Origin of the sequence: Ralstonia sp. 22111 (assembly GCF_052045895.1) — a bacterium.
GTDB classification, from domain to species: domain Bacteria; phylum Pseudomonadota; class Gammaproteobacteria; order Burkholderiales; family Burkholderiaceae; genus Ralstonia; species Ralstonia wenshanensis.
The window spans coordinates 1,270,329-1,288,210 of record NZ_JBQEPR010000001.1 but is presented as its reverse complement, the minus strand read 5'-3'; the positions used below and the strand labels follow the sequence as shown (position 1 = coordinate 1,288,210).

Below are 17,882 nucleotides of genomic sequence, written 5' to 3'. Positions count from 1 at the left end.
AAATTCGTCGATCAGAAGCGCAGCAGCGCGGCGCCCCAGGTAAAGCCGCCGCCCACGCCTTCGAGCATCACGTGCTGACCGCGCTGGATACGGCCGTCGCGCACAGCAACGTCGAGCGCCAGGGGAATCGAGGCAGCCGATGTGTTGCCGTGCTCGTCGACGGTCACGATCAGGCGCTCGTTCGAGAGGCCCAGCTTCTTGGTCGTGCCCTGCATGATGCGGATGTTCGCCTGGTGCGGGATCAACCAATCGACTTGCGAGGCATCGAGCTCCGCCGCCGAAAGTGCTTCACGGGCAACCTTGTCGAGCACCGTGACGGCCAGCTTGAAGACAGCTTGACCATCCATGTACAGGAAGGCGCTGCCTTGAATTGCGCCTGCCGCAACGTTGCCCGGCACGCACAGGATGTTGGCGTGGCTACCGTCAGCATGCAGCGCAGTCGACAGGATGCCCGGCTCCTCAGAAGCCTGCAGCACCACGGCGCCAGCGCCATCGCCAAACAGCACGCAAGTGGTGCGGTCGCTGAAGTCGATGATGCGCGAGAAGACTTCCGAGCCAATCACGAGGACGTTGCGGTACGCACCCGAGCGGATAAATTTGTCGGCGATCGCCAGCGCGTAAACGAAGCCGGAACACACGGCCTGCACGTCGAACGCAGGGCAGCCGTTGGTGATGCCGAGCTTTTGCTGCACCAGGCAAGCTGTGCTCGGGAACACGAAATCCGGTGTGGATGTCGCCACCAGGATCAAGTCGAGCTCGGAACGATCGATACCGGCGGCTTCGATCGCACGCTCAGCTGCCTTTACTGCGAGGTCACTGCACGTAACATCAGGTTCGGCGAAATGACGCGCCCTGATGCCGCTGCGCGAGACGATCCATTCGTCGCTCGTCTCAATACCCTTCTCGGCCAATTGGGCAGCCAGTTCGTCATTGGTGACCCGCTTGGGCGGCAGGTAGCTGCCCGTACCGATGATCCTTGCGAAACGTGTCATGTGCGGTGGGGTAAATCTCTCTCGGGAGCGACGCGTTCAAGCAGCGTCAGCAGCCGGAGTGGAAGTGGAGACCGGCGCAGCGCCCGCTGCGTCATGGTGCGATTCGAACGCCTGCGCAATGCGGGCGATCACGCCGTTAGCCGCAGCGTCGTAGGCACGCTTGATGGCCCACTCGAACGCGTAGGCATCGGCCGAGCCGTGGCTCTTGATGACCAAACCACGCAGGCCGAGCAGCGCGGCGCCATTGTAGCGCCGATGGTCCACGCGTCGTTTGAAACGCGTCAATACCGGCAGCGCCACGACGGCGAGCAGCTTCGTGAACCACGAGCGGCTGAACTCCTGGCGCAGCATCTCACCGATCATTTTGGCCAGGCCTTCGGTGCTCTTGAGCGCCACGTTTCCGACAAAGCCATCACACACGACAATGTCGGTCGTGCCCTTGAAGATGTCGTTGCCTTCAACGTTGCCGAAGAAGTTCAGGTCGGAAGCACGCAGTAGCTCGCCTGCCTGCTTCACGACCTCGTTGCCCTTGATGACTTCTTCGCCGATGTTCAACAGCCCGACCGTCGGGCGAGGCTTCTGCTCAACCACCGACACCATCGCCGAGGCCATCTGCGCGAACTGCAGGAGGTGCTCGGGCTCGCAGTCGGCATTGGCGCCAAGGTCCAGCACGGTGGTACCGGCACCTTTCTCGTTCGGGATGGCGGTAGCGATGGCCGGGCGGTCAATGCCGTCCAGCGTCTTGAGAACATAACGCGACACCGCCATCAATGCGCCGGTATTACCAGCGGAAACGCACGCCTGAGCTGCGCCTTCCTTGAGTTGATTGATGGCCACGCGCATTGAAGAATCTTTCTTCTTGCGCAGCGCCACCTCGACCGGATCGTCCATCGACACCACCTCGGAGGCGGGAACGATGTGAACGCGCGGGTTCGCGGTAGCGTGGAGTCGCTTGAGCTGCGCCGCGATGGCATCGGACTGCCCGACGAGCAGCATTTCGACGTCTTCGTGCGCAGCGAGAAAATGGATCGCTGCAGGGATTGTCACGCCAACGCCGTGATCACCACCCATGCAGTCGATGGCAAGCTTGATGGTCATGCGAGTCTGAGTTGCGGTTTCACGTGCGGCTCCGGCCGTTGGCGCGCGTATGGTACACAAACCCGTACACGCATTGCCGAATTTCGCTCAACAAAAAAGCGGCAAATTGGCTTGCCGCTTTTTCGCTTGCATCATGAACCTGTGCGTTCAGACCAGCCCAACACGCTTGCCAGAAAACTGGCAAATCGCATCAGTCGTTCTTGGTCTTCACAACCTTGCGGCCGCGATAGTAGCCGTTCGGGCTCACGTGGTGACGCAGGTGCACTTCGCCGGTGGTCGGCTCGACAGCGATCGGGGCCGTCGTCAGGAAATCGTGCGAACGATGCATGCCGCGCTTGGACGGCGACTTCTTGTTTTGTTGAACAGCCATGACTGACTCCTAAGCAATTTGATCAATTTTATCACATCACACGGAGCCGGAGCGTAGCCATTCCGGTAGGCGTGTGAAACGTACTGCCATCAGCGCGCGCGAATGTTCGCGCACGCCTAATGTTTGGTCTTCAGGTTGGCCAGCACCGCGAACGGCGATGGCTTCTTTTCAGCTTCAGCCTCTTCCGGCAGCACCTCATCCGGGCAGACTGTATGGCGCGGCGACACCGGCAACGTCAGCAACAACTCATCTTCAATCTGTGTGATCAGATCAAAGCTGCGCGAGCCGACGATGACATCGGCCTCATCGTCATCCAGCGGAGCAGCGTCGGCCTCGGCTTCCGAGCGCATGACCTCAAGGCGCGTGCGCACCGGCAGAGGTTGCTCGTACGCTTTGAGGCAGCGCTGGCATTGCAGCCAGACCACCCCATCCACTTCCAGATCCACGAAGAGACGCTGGCGGGGCAACTGGCCGGCGGTAGCCTCCTCGCGCACCAGACCCTGCAGGTGCCAACGGAACTGCGTGTTGGCGTCAGCCGGGGCATCGGCGGCTTGCTCGGCCAGCAGGCGGGGCATATCGGTCAGATGGACCGTGCCGCTTGCTGACTCACCCGCGCGAATGAACGCGAAAAGATCGAATGCACGAAAATCCACGAATCGAACCTGCTATACGCGTTGCTGTTGGTGCGCGAATCGGATTGACCGCCCTGCAGCGCCCGACACCTTGCGCCTGGGCGCTCGGTTTGCGACACTGCGCGGCCAAACCGCGAAACGCGGGATTATAGCGGGCAGAAACCTCTAACGTCAAAAGGTTTTGCTCAAAATCCACTGCATCTTCAAGCACTTATGACTTCTGCATCGCGTCCGCCGCTGATTCTCGCCTCCAGCTCGCCATATCGGCGGGAATTGCTTGAACGCTTGCGCCTGCCGTTTGAGATTGTGGTGCCGAACATTGACGAGACCCCCGCCCCGGACGAATCGCCCGATCAGACCGCCCTGCGCCTGGCTCGGCAAAAGGCGGAGAAGGTCGCAGCAGACCATCCCGGTGCGCTGGTCATTGGCTCCGATCAGGTCGCCACGCTGGACGGCAAGCAAGTCGGCAAACCCGGTGATCACGCCCGCGCACTGGCGCAATTGCACTGGATGCGTGGACGCACCGTCACATTTCATTCAGCGTTGTGCCTGTACGACGGGCGAACCGGGCAACACCAGAGCGAGGACATCCGCACGCTGGCGACCTTCCGCGATCTTTCCGATGAGGAATTGGACGCCTACTTGCATCTGGAACACCCATACGACGTTGCGGGAAGCGCCAAATCAGAGGGCTTGGGCATCGCCCTGCTCGAACGCGTAGAGTCGTCGGACCCGACCGCGCTGGTTGGTCTGCCGCTGATCGCCCTGACCGGCATGCTGCGCAACGTTCACTACCCGCTCTTCGCCTGAACCATGGCCGGTACGCTTTACCTCATTCCAAATACGCTGGGCTCGCGCGATGCAACTGACCCGCTGCCTGACGTAATTCCGGCCGGCGTTCAGCAAATCACCGCGCGACTCGATTACTTCGTCGCCGAGCATGCCAAGACCGCACGCGCGCTGCTGAAGAAGCTGAGCGAGACCACGCCGCTGACGCGCCCACTGCAGGAAATCACAATCCGCGAACTGAACGTCAAAACGCCCGAGTCGGAACTGGAAGCACTGCTGGCGCCGGTGGTTGCCGGCCAGGACGCGGGGCTGATGTCGGAGGCCGGTGTGCCGGCGGTGGCCGATCCCGGCGCGAATCTTGTGCGACTTGCGCACCGACGCGGCGTGCGCGTAAAGCCGCTGGTGGGGCCGAGTTCGATTCTGCTGGCGGTGATGGCGTCCGGCTTGAACGGCCAGAGCTTTGCGTTCAACGGCTATTTGCCCGTCGATGCCGCGGAGCGAAAGACCAGGCTGCGCGCGCTGGAGCAGCTTTCACGCTCCGCAGGCCAAACACAGGTGTTTATCGAAACGCCTTACCGGAATGGCGCGTTGCTCGAGGCCATTCAGGCCGGCTGCGCGCCAAGCACGCTGCTCTCGATTGCGGTGGACTTGACGCTGCCCGAGGAGCAAGTCGTCACACTGCCGGTGAGCGACTGGCGCGCCGACCGCATGAACCTGCACAAGCGGCCGGCAATCTTCTCGCTGCTCGCGCGATAGCGCGCTTATTCCTTCATCAAGAGCTTGAGCTGGCCCGTAGCGGCCAGCGCCTTCACAGCGCCCGCGCCCATCGCTGTGCCAAGCTTGCGTGCCACGCGCGAGGCGAAGTTTTCCTTGACGGTATAGTCGACCACGTCCGGCGCTTTGATGACGTTGCGAGCAACGAAATCCGAGCTGCCGATCGCATCAGCCAGGCCGAGATCCACAGCCTTGGCGCCCGTCCAGAACAGGCCGGTGAACAACGTCGGATCGTCCTTCAAACGGTTGCCACGCCCCTGCTTCACCACATCGATGAACTGCTGGTGCACCTGGTCCAGCATCTCCTGCGCATACTGTTTCTGCTGAGGCGACACGGGCGAGAACGGATCAAGCATGCCCTTGTTCGAACCGGCCGTGAGCAAGCGACGCTCCACGCCCACCTTGTCCATCAGACCGGTAAAGCCGAAGCCGTCCATCAGCACACCGATCGAGCCGACAATGCTGGCCTTATCGACATAGATTCTGTCAGCAGCGGCGGCCACGTAATAACCGCCTGACGCGCACATCTCTTCGACAACGACGTACAGCGGAATCTTCTTGTACTTGGCGCGAAGACGGCGAATTTCATCGTTGATCATGCCCGCCTGCACTGGCGAGCCGCCCGGCGAATTGATCTTCAGGATCACACCGACGGTGTTGTCGTCTGCAAACGCAGCCTGCAACGATGCATTGATGTTTTCAGCGCTGGCGTTTGTGTTGGCTGCAATTTCGCCGTCGAGCGTGACAACCGCCGTGTGGCGGCCCGTGCTGACGGTTTCGCCTTCGAGACTGGCGAATGCATAAATAAGCACCGCGATCAGACCCAGCGTCACGAAGCGGAAAAAGATGCGCCAGCGGCGCGCGGCGCGCTGCTCACGGACAGTTGCCATCAATACCTTTTCGAGCACCTCGCGCTCCCAGCCACCGGCCTGTGCAGATGCAGCTGGCCCAGATGCCGATGCGGACTTGCCTGCAGGCGAGTTGCGCAATTCGGCTTCGAGCGGATGATCAGCGTGCTGCGTGACTTCCAGCGCTTCTGGTTTGCCTGCACCCTCGTTGGGGGCGTCGTCGGGCCCTTTCGGCGGAATCGAGTCGGTCATAGACAAGGAGAAAAACGGTCGAGAAGGAGAACTGCGCTACTAGGCAGAAGGTGTTGGTTCCGGCGCGGACACGGGCGCGCGGAATAGCGCATCCGGCTGCCACCAGACTGCGCCGTCGCGCTCGGCCACCTCAAGCTTGGACAAATGCGAGCCCCGGCAAGGTCCGCCGACACACCGACCAGTATCCGGCTCGTAAATGGCGCCATGCGTCGCGCACATTAGATACAGGCCCGAGCTTTCAAAAAACTGGCCTTCCTGCCAGTCCATTTCCATCGGCACGTGCGCGCATTGGTTCAGATAACCGTGAACGCCGCCCGCATAACGGACAACAAACGCGCTGATGAGCCGTCCGCGCACCTCCACCTGAAATCGGACACCCAGGCCTCCATCTTCCAGCGCAGCGCTTTCGCACACGCGAATCTGTTCAGCCATCTCAGGCATGTTGCGTCAGCCAGTTGTGTAAATCGGGGACCGACTTGGCGCTATACAGCGGTGTAAGCGAATCCAGCACATCAGCAGGATGCGCGCCGTATGTGACGGCGACGCCAGCGGCGCCTGCATTGGCGGCCATCTGCAGGTCGTGCGTCGTGTCGCCAATCATCACGGTGCGCTCGACCTCCATGCCGAGGTCGCGCGTCAGTTCGAGCAGCATCGCGGGGTGCGGCTTGGAGAACGTCTCATCGGCGCACCGCGTGTTGTCGAACACGCCCGTCAGATTCGTCGCTTCCATCGCACGTTGCAGGCCAACGCGGGATTTGCCCGTCGCCACAGCCAGCAGATAGTTCTGGCTGCGCAGTCCCTCCAGCATTTCACGCACGCCGGGAAACAGCACAAGGTGGGCGTCGCGGCTGAGGTAATGGAAGCGATACCGGTCCGCCAGCTTGCCGTAATCGGCAGGATCGAGCGTCGGGACGGCATATTCGAGGGCATCCCGCAGGCCCAGGCCAATCACGTGGCTCGCCCGTGTATCGTCGGGCACCGGCAGATCAAGATCCCGGCATGCGAGCTGGATCGATCGGGTGATGGCCGATGTCGAGTCCATCAACGTGCCATCCCAATCGAACACGATCAGATCAAAGCGCTGCTGCGGCATCGGAATCGGGGCTCTGGAAAGCGTTGAGGAAATCGGCGCACTCGGGGGGCAACGGCGCATTGAACGTGACGGTTTCACCGCTTTGCGGATGCGTCAGCTGCAGGCGATGCGCATGCAAGAACATCCGCGCCAGTCGCGGCGAAGCATTCGCACGTGACAGCGCCTTGTTCAAGGCGAAATCGCCGTACTTGTCGTCGCCTAAAATCGGAAAACCGGCATGCGCAAGATGCACACGAATCTGGTGCGTGCGCCCCGTCTTCAGTTCAGCCTCCAGCAAGGTGTATGGGCCAAACACGCCGACCTTGTTGAAGATCGTGTGCGACGCCTGCCCATCGGCCTGCACGCGCACGCGGCGCTCGCCTTCCGGCGTGGTGTATTTGTGCAGCGGCGACTTGATATGTTGACGCTTGTGGGGCCAGACGCCTTTCACGGCCGCAAAGTACCGTTTATCCAACTGGCCTTCACGGATCTGCTCATGCAGCGCCACCAGCGCAGAGCGCTTTTTGGCGAGCAGCAAAACCCCCGACGTTTCGCGGTCGAGGCGGTGCACCAACTCCAGAAACTTCGCCTCCGGGCGCGATTGGCGCAATTGCTCGATCACCCCGAACGCCACCCCGGAGCCGCCGTGAACGGCCACCCCGGCGGGCTTATCGATCACCAACAGGTGTGTATCTTCGTGAAGAATCTTGAATTCGGCCGCCGGGACCACGCGCGGGGCTTCGGCCTGCTGGGCGATCCGAAGTGGCGGAATGCGGACCAGATCACCAAGCTTCAGACGGTATTCCGCGTCAATACGGCCTTTGTTAACGCGCACCTCGCCGGAACGCAGGATGCGGTAAATATGGCTTTTGGGCACGCCCTTGGCCACGCGCATCAAGAAATTATCGATGCGCTGCCCTTCTGCGTCCTCGCCGATTTCAACATAGGCGACCGACTTGCCGTCGAGTGCATCGCCGAGTGAGCCACGTCCGGCCTGTTGAATGCGGCCATCAAATGGATGGCGTAACTCATTCATTTTCAATATAATTTTCTCGCTGGACAGTCGTTAAGGCGCCAGCAACAGCCGGTCGGAACGAAACAACAGGTATTGTACACAGCCACCGTTTCGATCCGGAACGCGCCGATCTCTCGCCCACTTGTGTTACAAAGCTAATTACGTGGCCGACTAATCGGCACGAAAGCAGCACGCACCGCTGTCCCACCGCGCAGGACGTGAACCAAAGATCACGTCGGCAACGTCGGCCAGCGTAGAACGAGCAGCTGGTAGAACAGAATTCAAAGGCGGGCGCCACATGGTCATCCATACGGCGCCCGCTTGGTGAAAGAAGCCCTTGCCGCACCAGATTGGTGCCGGCCGGCTGAACATCCGGTTACCGCGTTGCCATGGCGGTCCGGCGGCAAAACTCCAAAAAGCAGCACGCCGCCCGATTTGCCCCGCCGCGGGTTTCGTCCGGACAGGCCGTCCGTCAATTCGCTCTTTGTGGTCGCTTCACGCGACTCGCCGCCGCGGGNCATGCATCGGGCCCGCGGCACGAGTGACAGGACGCGCAACTGGACGCCAACCGCGTCCGCGGACTCCGCCCTGCCATCCATGATGACGCGTGGAATGCCCTCATTTCTTTCGCCCGTGCCCCGTCGCGCCTTTTTTGTTGGCCGACACCTCGGCAATTCGTTGACCACCCGCTCCGCCTTTGCGTGCTCCATGAAGCGCCGTGCTTGCACGGCATTGGAGTGAGGTTGCAATGAAACGCATGTTGTTCAATGCGACGCAGCAAGAAGAACTGCGCGTCGCCATTGTCGATGGTCAGAAACTGATCGACATCGACATCGAGACCGCCGGCCGCGAGCAGCGCAAGGGCAATATCTACAAGGGTGTCATCACCCGCATCGAGCCGTCGCTGGAAGCGTGCTTCGTCAATTACGGCGAAGAGCGGCACGGTTTCCTCCCCTTCAAGGAAGTCGCCCGCGCCTATTTCAAGGATGGGGTGGACGTGCGCGGTGCGCGCATCCAGGACGCCCTGTCCGAAGGCCAGGAACTGATCGTCCAGGTTGAAAAGGAAGAACGCGGCAACAAGGGCGCAGCCCTGACCACGTTCATCTCGCTGGCCGGCCGCTACCTGGTGCTGATGCCGAACAACCCGCGCGGCGGCGGTGTGTCGCGCCGCATCGAGGGCGAAGACCGCCAGGAACTGCGCGAGACGATGGCGCAACTGCAAGTGCCGGACGGCATGAGCATCATCGCCCGCACCGCCGGCATCGGCCGCTCGGCTGAAGAGCTGCAGTGGGACTTGAACTACCTGATGCAGCTGTGGAAGGCCGTTGATGGCGCTGCCGTCGACAACAAGGCCCCGCTGCTGATCTATCTCGAATCCAGCCTGGTGATCCGCGCGATTCGCGATTACTTCCAGCCGGATATCGGTGAAATCCTGATCGATACGGACGACATCTACGATCAGGCCCGCGCTTTCATGAGCGTGGTGATGCCCGACAACATGAATCGGGTGAAGAAGTACCGCGACGACGTTCCCCTGTTCTCGCGCTTCCAGATCGAACACCAGATTGAATCGGCGTATTCGCGCATGGTGATGTTGCCGTCGGGCGGCGCCATCGTGATCGACCACACCGAGGCGCTCGTCGCCATTGACGTGAACTCGGCGCGCGCCACCAAGGGCGCAGATATCGAGGAAACCGCTGCCCGCACCAACCTCGAAGCCGCCGACGAAATCGCCCGCCAGCTCCGCCTGCGCGACCTGGGCGGCCTGATCGTGATCGACTTCATCGACATGGAGTCGAGCAAGGCCCAGAAGGACGTCGAAACCCGCCTGAAAGACGCGCTGCGCCACGACCGCGCCCGCGTGCAGATGGGCAAGATCAGCCGCTTCGGCCTGATGGAGCTGTCGCGCCAGCGCCTGCGTCCGTCGCTGTCGGAAGGCTCGCACGTCACTTGCCCGCGCTGTAACGGCACGGGCCACATTCGCGATACCGAATCGTCTGCCCTGCAGGTGCTGCGCATCATCCAGGAAGAGGCGATGAAGGAAAACACCGCCGCGATCCACTGCCAAGTGCCGGTGGAAGTGGCTGCGTTCCTGCTCAACGAGAAGCGCCCGGACATCAACCTGATCGAGACGCGCTTCAAGGTCAACGTGCTGCTGATCCCGAACAAGCATCTGGAGACGCCGCACTACAAGCTGGAGCGCCTGCGCCACGACGATCCGCGCCTGGACGACGACAAGGCCAGCTACAAGATGGCCGAAGAGGCCGCCAAGGAACTGGAAGCCGACACCGCGTACAGCACCCGCAAGGAAGCTGCCAAGCCGCGCCAGGAAGCCGCCGTCAAGGGCATCACGCCGGACCAACCGGCGCCGGTGTCGGTGCCGCGTGCTGAGCGTCCGGCTCGTACTGAAGCTGCTCCGGCACCGCAGGCTCCGGCTCCGGTACCTGCCCAGGGTGGTTTTGTTTCGTGGCTGAAATCGCTGTTTGGCGCCAAACCGGCCGAGCCGGTGGTGGCCGCGCCCGTCGAAACGCCGAAGCAACGTGCGGAAGAAGGCAACCGCCAAGGCCGTGGCAATCGTCAGGACCGCGGCGGCCGTGGCCAGCGCGGCGAACGTGGTGAACGCCAAGGTCAGGGCCAGAACGGCCGTGATGGCAACCGCCAGGGCCGTGAGCGCAACGAAGCCCGCGAAGGTCAGCAACAAGTCCAGCGCGAAGGCCAACGTGACGGTCAGCGCGGCAACCGCGATCGCAACCGTCAACCGGCCCAGGTCGAGGGCGGTGTTCGCGAGACGGCAGAAGCCCGTCAGCCGCAGCAAGGCCAGGAAGTGCGTGGCGAGGGCCAGAATCAGGGCCAAGGCCGCCGCGAACGCAATCAGGAACGTCGCGAGCGCCAGCCGCGTGAGGGCCGGGAAGCCCGCGAAGGTCGTGAACCGCGCGAGGCACGTGAAAACCGCGAGCCGCGCGAAAGCCGTGGCGAGCGCGACCAACAAGCCAAGGAAGCCGCAGCCGTGGCCACCGAAGCTCTGGTCGACCAGACTTCCGCATCGCAAGTGCCGCAACCGCTGCTGGACACCGCGGCTCCGGCAGAAGGCTTCGTGGGCGAAGGCGTGACTCCGGGCGTGGAAGGCAACGGTGAAGGTGAAGAGCGCCGCCGCCGTGGCCGCCGTGGCCGCAACCGCTATCGCCGCGACCGCGAGGGCGCGGAAGGCGTCCGTGCGGAAGGTGAAGGCGAAAACGAAGGCGCTGAAAGCGCAGACGAAGCCGTCGCCGAAATGCATGCCGAGCCGGTACTGCCCGCGACCGTGACGGAACCGGTGCAGACGACGTCGTTCGCTCCGGTTGAGAACCCGGCTCCGGTGGTGCAAGAGCCGGTGCATGCTGCGGAAGCCGTGGCGCCTGTGTCGGCCCTGCCGCAAGTGCAGCCGACGGAGCCCGCGCTGGCAACGGCTACCGCAGCACCCGCCCCGGAAGCCACGGTGGCAGCACCTCAAGAAGCCATCGTGACGGCGTTTGCCGAAGTGCCGGCTCCGGTCAGCACGATTGCCCAGGCTTCGCCGTTGCCGATCGAGACCCTGCAGAGCGTGCTGGACAACGCCGGCATGACATGGGTCCACACTGACGGTCAGAAGCTGCGTGCTTCGCAGGAAGAAGCTGCGCGCACCGTTACGGCACCGCGTGTGCCGCGCGAGCGCAAACCGCTGCCGCCAGTTCAGCACGGCCCGATGGTGCTGGTCGAGACCAATCGCCCGGCGGGTGGTGCAGACCAGCAGTAAGCAGCACACCGGCGGGTAACCGCCGGGGCAAATACTTGAGGGCGGCTTCGGCCGCCCTTTTTCCTGTGTGCGATATGTCGAGTATGAAACCCCACCGCCCGCGCGGAACAGGGGCTGCGCTACACTCGAAGCTGTATCGGATGGAACCGTCCCCGCTTCGTGGATTGACGCACCGCACCACGCCATGACCGAAACCGTCATCCCCCTCTACGATCTGCGTGATGGTCAGCACCATCGCGCCACGGTACCCAGCGTGCCCAATGTGCTCATCCCGGCAGAGGGCAGACTGACGGACACGCGCGGCCGCCGGCTGCACGATCTGCGCATCTCGGTGACGGACCGCTGCAACTTCCGCTGCGTCTATTGCATGCCGAAAGACGTGTTCGACAAGGACTACCGCTTCCTGAGGCATTCCGAGCTGCTCTCGTTCGAGGAGATCGAACGCATGGCGCGGCTGTTCATCGAGCACGGCGTGGAGAAGATCCGGCTAACCGGCGGCGAGCCCCTGCTGCGCAAGGACATCGAACGCCTGGTCGAAATGCTCGCGCGCCTGACCACAGCCGAAGGCAAGCCGCTGGACCTGACGCTCACGACCAATGGCGCCCTGCTCGCACGCAAGGCGCAGTCGCTCAAGGATGCTGGTCTCAGCCGCGTGACGGTCAGCCTTGACGGCATCGACGATGCGACTTTCCGCCGCATGAACGACGTCGATTTTGCGGTGGGCGAGGTGCTGCATGGCATTGAAGTAGCGCACAAGGTCGGCCTGGCACCGATCAAGGTCAACATGGTCGTCAAGAAAGGCGACAACGATGACCAGATCGTGCCGATGGCGCGCCACTTCCGTGGCAGCGGGATCATCGTCCGCTTTATCGAATACATGGACGTGGGTACGACCAACCACTGGGAAATGCGCTCTGTCGTGCCCTCGGCGGAGGTCGTGAAGCGTTTGTCTTCGGAGTTTGCGATTGAGCCCGTGTCGGCCAACTACAGCGGCGAGACGGCCGAGCGCTGGCGCTACGTTGATGGCACAGGCGAGATCGGCGTGATTTCCAGCGTGACACAGGCGTTCTGCCACGATTGCACGCGTGCCCGGTTATCGACCGAAGGCAAGCTGTATCTGTGCCTGTTCGCCACAGAAGGCTTCGACCTGCGCGCGCTATTGCGCGGCGGCGCGACCGATCTTGAACTCTCCAATGCGATCCGCACGGTCTGGCAGGGCCGCACCGACCGCTACTCCGAACTGCGTGCCAGCGGCAAGGCCCAGCCGGTCGGCCGGCGCATCGAAATGTCCTACATCGGCGGCTGAATCCGCCAGCGTTCAACGACATGATTCCAACATCCGACATCACCGGCCTGATCCTGGCCGGCGGCCGGGGCAGCCGCATGGGCGGCGTCGACAAGGGCCTGCAGACGTTTCGCGGCGCACCGATGGCGATGCACACGTTGATGCGCCTGTCGCCGCAGGTAGGTCACATGCTGGTCAACGCCAATCGCAACCTCGCCGCGTACGAATCGTTTGGCGTGCCGGTGGTGGCGGATTCGGTGCCCGACTTTGCCGGCCCCTTGGCAGGCATCCTGGCCGGGCTGGAACAATGCCAGACGCGCTACCTGCTGACTGCGCCTTGCGATTCGCCGTTCGTGCCGACCGACCTCGCCGCCAAGCTCTCGCAGGCAATGGACGAGGCCAACGCGCGCATCGCCATGCCGGTGACGATGGAGCCGGATGCGCAAGGTCAACCGCGCCGGCAAGTGCAGCCGGTATTCTGTCTGATCGATACGTTGCTGGCCGACGACCTGATCGTCTATCTGCAAGGCGGCGGCCGCAAGATCGAAACCTGGACCGCGCGCCACGCGACGGTGGACGTGTTGTTTGACGACAGCACCGCCTTCGCCAACATCAACACGCTGGAAGAGCTGCACCATTTGGCCGAGCGCCGCTAGAGCGCCAACGCCATCCGATCCCTCATCGACGTCATGACCACCCTCGCCTCTGTCGTTTCGTGCCTGTCCGATTACGATCCGAACGCCCTGCCCGTCGCGCAAGCGCAAGCCATCATGCGCGACTTCGTCCAGCCGGTGACGGGCGTTGCCCGCGTGCCCATTCGCAGCGCGCTGGATCGCGTGCTGGCCGAAGACGTGCTGTCGTCCATCGACGTGCCGGCGCACGACAACTCGGCGATGGACGGTTTCGCCTTTGCCAGCGCGGAACTGGCCGGCGACGCAGGCGAAGTCTCATTGCGCGTGATCGGCACGGCGTACGCGGGCGTCGCCTTTGACGGCGTGCCCAGCGCAGGCGAGGCCGTGCGCGTGATGACAGGCGCCGTCATGCCGACGGGCTGCGATACGGTCATCCCGCAGGAATTCACGCAAGGCGATGCCAATACCGTCCGCTTTGCCCGCGATGCCGTGCGCGCCGGCGACAACCGTCGTCTGCGTGGTGAAGATCTCGCGCGTGGCAGCGCCGCGCTGTCCGCCGGCCGTACGCTGCGCCCTGCCGATATCGGCCTGCTCGCCTCGCTCGGCATCGCCGAAGTCTCTGTGCGCCGCAAGCTGCGCGTGGCGTTCTTCTCGACCGGCGACGAGCTGCGCTCCATTGGTGAACCGCTCGACGCCGGCTGCGTGTACGACTCCAACCGCTACACGCTGCACGGCATGCTCTCGCGCCTGGGGGTGGAACTGCTCGACATGGGCGTCGTGCGCGATGACCCGGCGGCGCTCGAAGCCGCCTTCCGCACCGCCGCCGAAAATGCCGATGCGATCATCACGTCGGGCGGCGTCTCCGTCGGCGAAGCAGACTTCACCAAACAGATGATGGCCAAGCTCGGTGACGTGACGTTCTGGAAGATCGCCATGCGCCCGGGCCGGCCGATGGCGTTCGGGCGCATCGCGTCAAATGGCCGCAGCGCGTTCCTCTTTGGATTACCCGGAAACCCGGTGGCAGTGATGGTGACGTTCTATCACTTCGTGCGCGGCGCGCTGCTGCGCATGATGGGCGCCACCGACGCGGGCGCGCCGTTGGTGCCGGCCGTGAGCGCCGCCCCGATCCGCAAGCGCCCGGGCCGCACGGAATATCAGCGCGCGATCGCCGCCCTGAATGACAGGGGCCAGCTCGAAGTCCGCCTCACCGGCCAGCAAGGCTCGGGCGTGCTGCGTTCCATGAGCGAAGCAAACTGCTTCGTCGTGCTCGCCCACGAACAAGGCCAGGTCAACGCCGGCGACGCCGTGCAGGTCCTGCTGTTCGACGGCCTCGTCTGAGCGGCGTGGCGGCAGCGGCTCTTGCGCTGGCTGCAACACGCCATGCTGTCGGTTTTTTGCGTCACCTGCGGGCTGCGGGTATCGGCGCATCGGTCGATTCGCTACACTCTGCGCCAGTTTGATTGTTTCGGATTTGAGCTTGAGCACTGCCATGATGACCAAGGAGATTGCGTATCTTCACCCGGCCCACACCGCACGCGCGCTGGTGCTGGTGTATCTCTGTTTCTCGCTGCCGGTCGTAGGGCTGTTCTTCTTCGTCGGCTTCGTCCGCTACGGTGAACTGCCGACGATTGTTGTGCTCAGCGGCCTGATCCTCAATGCCTTGGTTGGTTTTGGTGCGCTGTGGCTGGCCTGCCATGCCTACAACTGGGTCGCCGAGCGCTTTGGCGGTATCGAGATCCTGTTGCGCGACGTGCCGGAAGAAGCCTGATTGCTTCTGCGCGGTTCAAGAAGAAGGGGCGGAAATATCCGCCCCTTTTCTTTTGCTGATGCCAACGTTCTGCCGGGCGCTGCCTTATTCGGCCTCGGTTTCGTCGTCCTGGGGCACGGTGGTTTCCAACCCCAGCACGCTCTGCGCGGAATCGCTCGGCAGCGCCTCCACCGCCTTGAGCTTGCGGTTCATCTGGCGCGTCCGCACCTCGGCCTGCTCGATGTTGCTGACGGCCCGCTCCAGCGTTTTCTTCGTCGCGGCCAGCACGTCGCCAAATTTTCCGAACTCGCTCTTCACTGCACCGAGCACTTGCCAGACTTCGCTGGAGCGCTTTTCCAGCGCCAGCGTTCGGAAGCCCATCTGCAGGCTGTTGAGGATGGCCGTAAGCGTGGTCGGACCGGCCACCGTTACGCGGAACTTGCGCTGCAATTCGTCCGTCAGGCCCGGACGGCGCAGCACTTCAGCGTAGAGGCCCTCGGTCGGCAGGAAAAGGATGGCGAAGTCGGTCGTGGCCGGCGGCGCGATGTACTTCTCGTGGATGGTCTGCGCTTCTTTGCGCACCGCCACCTCCAGTTCGCGGCTGGCGCTGGCAGCAGCTTCGGCATCGGCGCGTTCCTGTGCGTCGAGCAGGCGTTCGTACTGCTCCTTCGGGAACTTGGCATCGATCGGCAGCCAGACCGTTGCATCGTGATCGGCATCGGTTTTGCCGGGAAGGCGTATGGCAAACTCCACGCGCGCGCCGGTGCCGTGCACGGTTTCGACGTTCTTGTCGTACTGCTCGGGCGTGAGCATCTGCTCCAGCAGCATCTCAAGCTGAACTTCGCCCCAGGTGCCGCGCGTCTTCACATTGGTCAGCACCTTCTTCAGGTCGCCCACACCCTGGGCCAGCGCCTGCATTTCGCCCAGACCGCGATGCACCTGTTCCAGCCGATCCGACACCAGCTTGAACGATTCGCCCAGCCGCTGCTCCAGCGTGGCGTGCAGCTTTTCGTCGACCGTGCGGCGCATCTCGTCGAGCTTGGTCGCGTTGTTCGCCTCGATGTCCTTGAGCTTCTGTTCCAGCGTGGCGCGCACCTCGGCCAGACGGCGCTCGTTGCCCTCACCCAATTGTGCGAGCTGCTGCTGCATCGTCTCGCCAAAGCGGCGCAGCGCGTTGCCCTGCTCGTCGCGTGCCTGCTGGGCTTGCTGCTGCAGGTTCTGGCGCACGGCCTCCAGTTGCTGCGTGTTCGTCTCGGTCAGCTTGGTGAGCTGCTGCGCGAACGTGTCGATCTGGTTGTTCTGCAGCGTGGCGACACTGGTGAGCTGCGTGGCCAGCACCTGCTGGAATTGCCCCAGTTGTTGGGTGACGTCGCTGCGGCCGATGCGGGCCGTCTCGGCAATTTCGCCGCGCAGTTCGCGCTCGATGCGTTCATTACCGCGCGTGAGTTCCCGCATGAACCCATCTTGCAGTGCCGCGAGCATCGGCGACATATCGTTTTCCGCCGGCCGAGACACGCCGCGCCAGATCAACACACACAGCACAGCCACCACGGCCACGCCCAGCAACGTCAGTAAAGCCAGCCAGTCCATATCTGCGTTCGGTCAGGAGGACGCGCGCTGCGCCAGCGCATCCGGGTTCAACAAGTTGGGCGGTTGCCCTGCGTGCGGGCCGAAGCCGAGCGCAGCGATCAGGTTGTCGGCCGCCAGATTGGCCATGCCCAGGCGCGTGCCCAAGGTGGCACTGGCAATGTGCGGCGTGAGCGCAACGTGCTCGGCGTCCAGCAACGCCGGATGCACCTTCGGCTCGCCCTCGTACACATCTAGGCCGGCCGCGAAGATGCGCTTGTCCGCCAGCGCCTGCGCCAACGCGGCGTCATCCACGATGCCGCCGCGCGCGAGGTTGACCAGCGTAGCGGTCGGCTTCATCTGTGCCAGCTCAGCGGCGCCGATAGCATGGTGGCTTTCCTTGGAATACGGCAGCACCAGCACGAGGTGATCCGCCTGTTTCAGCAGCGCGTCCTTGCTGACGTACGTGGCGCGCGTCTCCTGTTCGACTTCGGGCGAAAGGCGGCTGCGGTTGTGATAGATCACGCGCATCGAGAAGCCGCTTGCCCGCCGCGCCAGCGCCTGGCCAATGCGGCCCATGCCAAGAATGCCCAGCGTGCTGCCATACACCTCGGCCCCGAGGAAGGCATCGTAAGTCCAGCGCTTCCAATGCCCCTCACGTAGCCAGCGTTCGGATTCGGACACGCGGCGTGCGGCGGCCATCAGCAAGGCCCAGCCGAAATCGGCGGTGGTCTCGGTCAGGATGTCGGGCGTGTTGGTCGCCAGGATGCCTGCACGCGTCATCGCCGCGAGGTCAAAATTGTTGTAGCCGACGGCCATGTTGCAGACCGCACGCAGCGTCGGCACGCGGCTGATCAGATCAGCGTTGATCGTGTCGGCGGCATTGGACAGCAGGCCAACGCGGCCTTGCAGACGCTCGGCCAGCGCTTCGGGCGGATACGCGACGTCCGCCTGGTTGTCGATCACGTCGAAGGTCTCGCGCAAGCGCTCAAGCACTTCGGGAAACATCGCGCGGGTGACAAGGATTCCGGGTTTCAT

17 protein-coding genes are annotated in these 17,882 nt (G+C 63.3%); 7 read left to right on the top strand and 10 right to left on the bottom strand.

Annotated features, from left to right (window positions below):
- Positions 1-11: 11 nt before the first annotated feature.
- The 4 genes from ACTJK4_RS06045 to ACTJK4_RS06030 all read right to left on the bottom strand — a co-directional run bounded on the left by ACTJK4_RS06045 (position 12) and on the right by ACTJK4_RS06030 (position 3,113).
- Positions 12-992: a beta-ketoacyl-ACP synthase III gene (locus ACTJK4_RS06045; protein ID WP_440816739.1), complete on the bottom strand. Its 981-nt coding sequence runs from the start codon at positions 990-992 to the stop codon at positions 12-14.
- Between the two features lie 36 nt (positions 993-1,028).
- A complete protein-coding gene (gene plsX, locus ACTJK4_RS06040; RefSeq protein WP_232042399.1) occupies positions 1,029-2,090 on the bottom strand; it encodes a phosphate acyltransferase PlsX in 1,062 nt (353 codons plus the stop codon).
- A 190-nt stretch (positions 2,091-2,280) separates the two neighbouring features.
- Entirely contained in the window at positions 2,281-2,460 is a 180-nt protein-coding gene (rpmF, locus tag ACTJK4_RS06035; protein ID WP_003268823.1) for a 50S ribosomal protein L32, read from the bottom strand.
- Between the two features lie 116 nt (positions 2,461-2,576).
- Positions 2,577-3,113, bottom strand: a complete 537-nt coding sequence (locus tag ACTJK4_RS06030) for a YceD family protein (protein ID WP_440816735.1) — start codon at positions 3,111-3,113, stop codon at positions 2,577-2,579.
- Between the two features lie 192 nt (positions 3,114-3,305).
- Here ACTJK4_RS06030 and ACTJK4_RS06025 point away from each other — a divergent pair, with 192 nt between their 5' ends.
- Both ACTJK4_RS06025 and ACTJK4_RS06020 read left to right on the top strand, forming a co-directional pair.
- Positions 3,306-3,902 (top strand): Maf-like protein, encoded by a 597-nt coding sequence (locus ACTJK4_RS06025; protein WP_260804249.1) that lies wholly within the window; start codon positions 3,306-3,308, stop codon positions 3,900-3,902.
- 3 nt (positions 3,903-3,905) lie between these two features.
- Entirely contained in the window at positions 3,906-4,637 is a 732-nt protein-coding gene (locus tag ACTJK4_RS06020; protein WP_440816732.1) for an SAM-dependent methyltransferase, read from the top strand.
- Between the two features lie 5 nt (positions 4,638-4,642).
- Here ACTJK4_RS06020 and ACTJK4_RS06015 read toward each other — a convergent pair whose 3' ends face one another.
- Genes ACTJK4_RS06015 through ACTJK4_RS06000 form a run of 4 tightly spaced genes read right to left on the bottom strand, consistent with a single transcriptional unit; the run spans position 4,643 to position 7,863 of the window.
- On the bottom strand, positions 4,643-5,755 hold the full coding sequence (locus tag ACTJK4_RS06015; RefSeq protein WP_440816870.1) for a S49 family peptidase: 1,113 nt from the start codon (positions 5,753-5,755) through the stop codon (positions 4,643-4,645).
- Between the two features lie 39 nt (positions 5,756-5,794).
- Entirely contained in the window at positions 5,795-6,196 is a 402-nt protein-coding gene (locus ACTJK4_RS06010) for a Rieske (2Fe-2S) protein (protein WP_260804251.1), read from the bottom strand.
- On the bottom strand, positions 6,189-6,848 hold the full coding sequence (locus ACTJK4_RS06005; RefSeq protein WP_232042394.1) for an HAD-IA family hydrolase: 660 nt from the start codon (positions 6,846-6,848) through the stop codon (positions 6,189-6,191). The genes ACTJK4_RS06010 and ACTJK4_RS06005 overlap by 8 nt, the downstream gene beginning before the upstream one ends.
- Positions 6,829-7,863 carry an RluA family pseudouridine synthase gene (locus ACTJK4_RS06000; RefSeq protein WP_440816868.1) on the bottom strand — a complete coding sequence of 345 codons (1,035 nt, stop codon included), beginning with the start codon at positions 7,861-7,863 and terminating at the stop codon, positions 6,829-6,831. The genes ACTJK4_RS06005 and ACTJK4_RS06000 overlap by 20 nt, the downstream gene beginning before the upstream one ends.
- 727 nt (positions 7,864-8,590) lie before the next feature.
- Here ACTJK4_RS06000 and ACTJK4_RS05995 point away from each other — a divergent pair.
- From ACTJK4_RS05995 to ACTJK4_RS05975, 5 genes are all read left to right on the top strand, one after another.
- Positions 8,591-11,614: an Rne/Rng family ribonuclease gene (locus tag ACTJK4_RS05995; RefSeq protein ID WP_260804252.1), complete on the top strand. Its 3,024-nt coding sequence runs from the start codon at positions 8,591-8,593 to the stop codon at positions 11,612-11,614.
- A gap of 184 nt (positions 11,615-11,798) precedes the next feature.
- Entirely contained in the window at positions 11,799-12,920 is a 1,122-nt protein-coding gene (moaA, locus tag ACTJK4_RS05990; protein WP_433866772.1) for a GTP 3',8-cyclase MoaA, read from the top strand.
- Between the two features lie 20 nt (positions 12,921-12,940).
- Complete coding sequence (gene mobA, locus ACTJK4_RS05985) at positions 12,941-13,555, top strand: molybdenum cofactor guanylyltransferase MobA (protein WP_440816728.1); 615 nt, start codon at positions 12,941-12,943, stop codon at positions 13,553-13,555.
- 33 nt (positions 13,556-13,588) lie between these two features.
- Entirely contained in the window at positions 13,589-14,869 is a 1,281-nt protein-coding gene (gene moeA / locus ACTJK4_RS05980) for a molybdopterin molybdotransferase MoeA (protein WP_440816725.1), read from the top strand.
- A 151-nt stretch (positions 14,870-15,020) separates the two neighbouring features.
- The gene (locus ACTJK4_RS05975) at positions 15,021-15,299 is read left to right on the top strand and encodes a hypothetical protein (RefSeq protein WP_004635681.1); all 279 of its coding nucleotides are present in this window, start codon (positions 15,021-15,023) and stop codon (positions 15,297-15,299) included.
- An 84-nt stretch (positions 15,300-15,383) separates the two neighbouring features.
- Here the strand turns inward: ACTJK4_RS05975 and rmuC are convergent, their stop codons facing one another.
- Complete coding sequence (gene rmuC / locus ACTJK4_RS05970; protein WP_440816722.1) at positions 15,384-16,868, bottom strand: DNA recombination protein RmuC; 1,485 nt, start codon at positions 16,866-16,868, stop codon at positions 15,384-15,386.
- Between the two features lie 12 nt (positions 16,869-16,880).
- Positions 16,881-17,882 (bottom strand): 2-hydroxyacid dehydrogenase, encoded by a 1,002-nt coding sequence (locus ACTJK4_RS05965; RefSeq protein WP_260804256.1) that lies wholly within the window; start codon positions 17,880-17,882, stop codon positions 16,881-16,883.

Excerpts from the sequence above, each read along its gene's own strand:
- moeA (WP_440816725.1), top strand. The coding sequence starts at position 13,589 with ATGACCACCCTCGCCTCTGTCGTTTCGTGCCTGTCCGATTACGATCCG.
- ACTJK4_RS05965 (WP_260804256.1), bottom strand. The coding sequence starts at position 17,882 with ATGAAACCCGGAATCCTTGTCACCCGCGCGATGTTTCCCGAAGTGCTT.
- ACTJK4_RS05995 (WP_260804252.1), top strand. The coding sequence starts at position 8,591 with ATGAAACGCATGTTGTTCAATGCGACGCAGCAAGAAGAACTGCGCGTC.
- ACTJK4_RS06005 (WP_232042394.1), bottom strand. The coding sequence starts at position 6,848 with ATGCCGCAGCAGCGCTTTGATCTGATCGTGTTCGATTGGGATGGCACG.
- ACTJK4_RS06045 (WP_440816739.1), bottom strand. The coding sequence starts at position 992 with ATGACACGTTTCGCAAGGATCATCGGTACGGGCAGCTACCTGCCGCCC.
- moaA (WP_433866772.1), top strand. The coding sequence starts at position 11,799 with ATGACCGAAACCGTCATCCCCCTCTACGATCTGCGTGATGGTCAGCAC.
- ACTJK4_RS06020 (WP_440816732.1), top strand. The coding sequence starts at position 3,906 with ATGGCCGGTACGCTTTACCTCATTCCAAATACGCTGGGCTCGCGCGAT.
- rmuC (WP_440816722.1), bottom strand. The coding sequence starts at position 16,868 with ATGGACTGGCTGGCTTTACTGACGTTGCTGGGCGTGGCCGTGGTGGCT.
- rpmF (WP_003268823.1), bottom strand. The coding sequence starts at position 2,460 with ATGGCTGTTCAACAAAACAAGAAGTCGCCGTCCAAGCGCGGCATGCAT.
- ACTJK4_RS05975 (WP_004635681.1), top strand. The coding sequence starts at position 15,021 with ATGATGACCAAGGAGATTGCGTATCTTCACCCGGCCCACACCGCACGC.
- mobA (WP_440816728.1), top strand. The coding sequence starts at position 12,941 with ATGATTCCAACATCCGACATCACCGGCCTGATCCTGGCCGGCGGCCGG.
- plsX (WP_232042399.1), bottom strand. The coding sequence starts at position 2,090 with ATGACCATCAAGCTTGCCATCGACTGCATGGGTGGTGATCACGGCGTT.
- ACTJK4_RS06000 (WP_440816868.1), bottom strand. The coding sequence starts at position 7,863 with ATGAATGAGTTACGCCATCCATTTGATGGCCGCATTCAACAGGCCGGA.
- ACTJK4_RS06010 (WP_260804251.1), bottom strand. The coding sequence starts at position 6,196 with ATGCCTGAGATGGCTGAACAGATTCGCGTGTGCGAAAGCGCTGCGCTG.
- ACTJK4_RS06025 (WP_260804249.1), top strand. The coding sequence starts at position 3,306 with ATGACTTCTGCATCGCGTCCGCCGCTGATTCTCGCCTCCAGCTCGCCA.
- ACTJK4_RS06015 (WP_440816870.1), bottom strand. The coding sequence starts at position 5,755 with ATGACCGACTCGATTCCGCCGAAAGGGCCCGACGACGCCCCCAACGAG.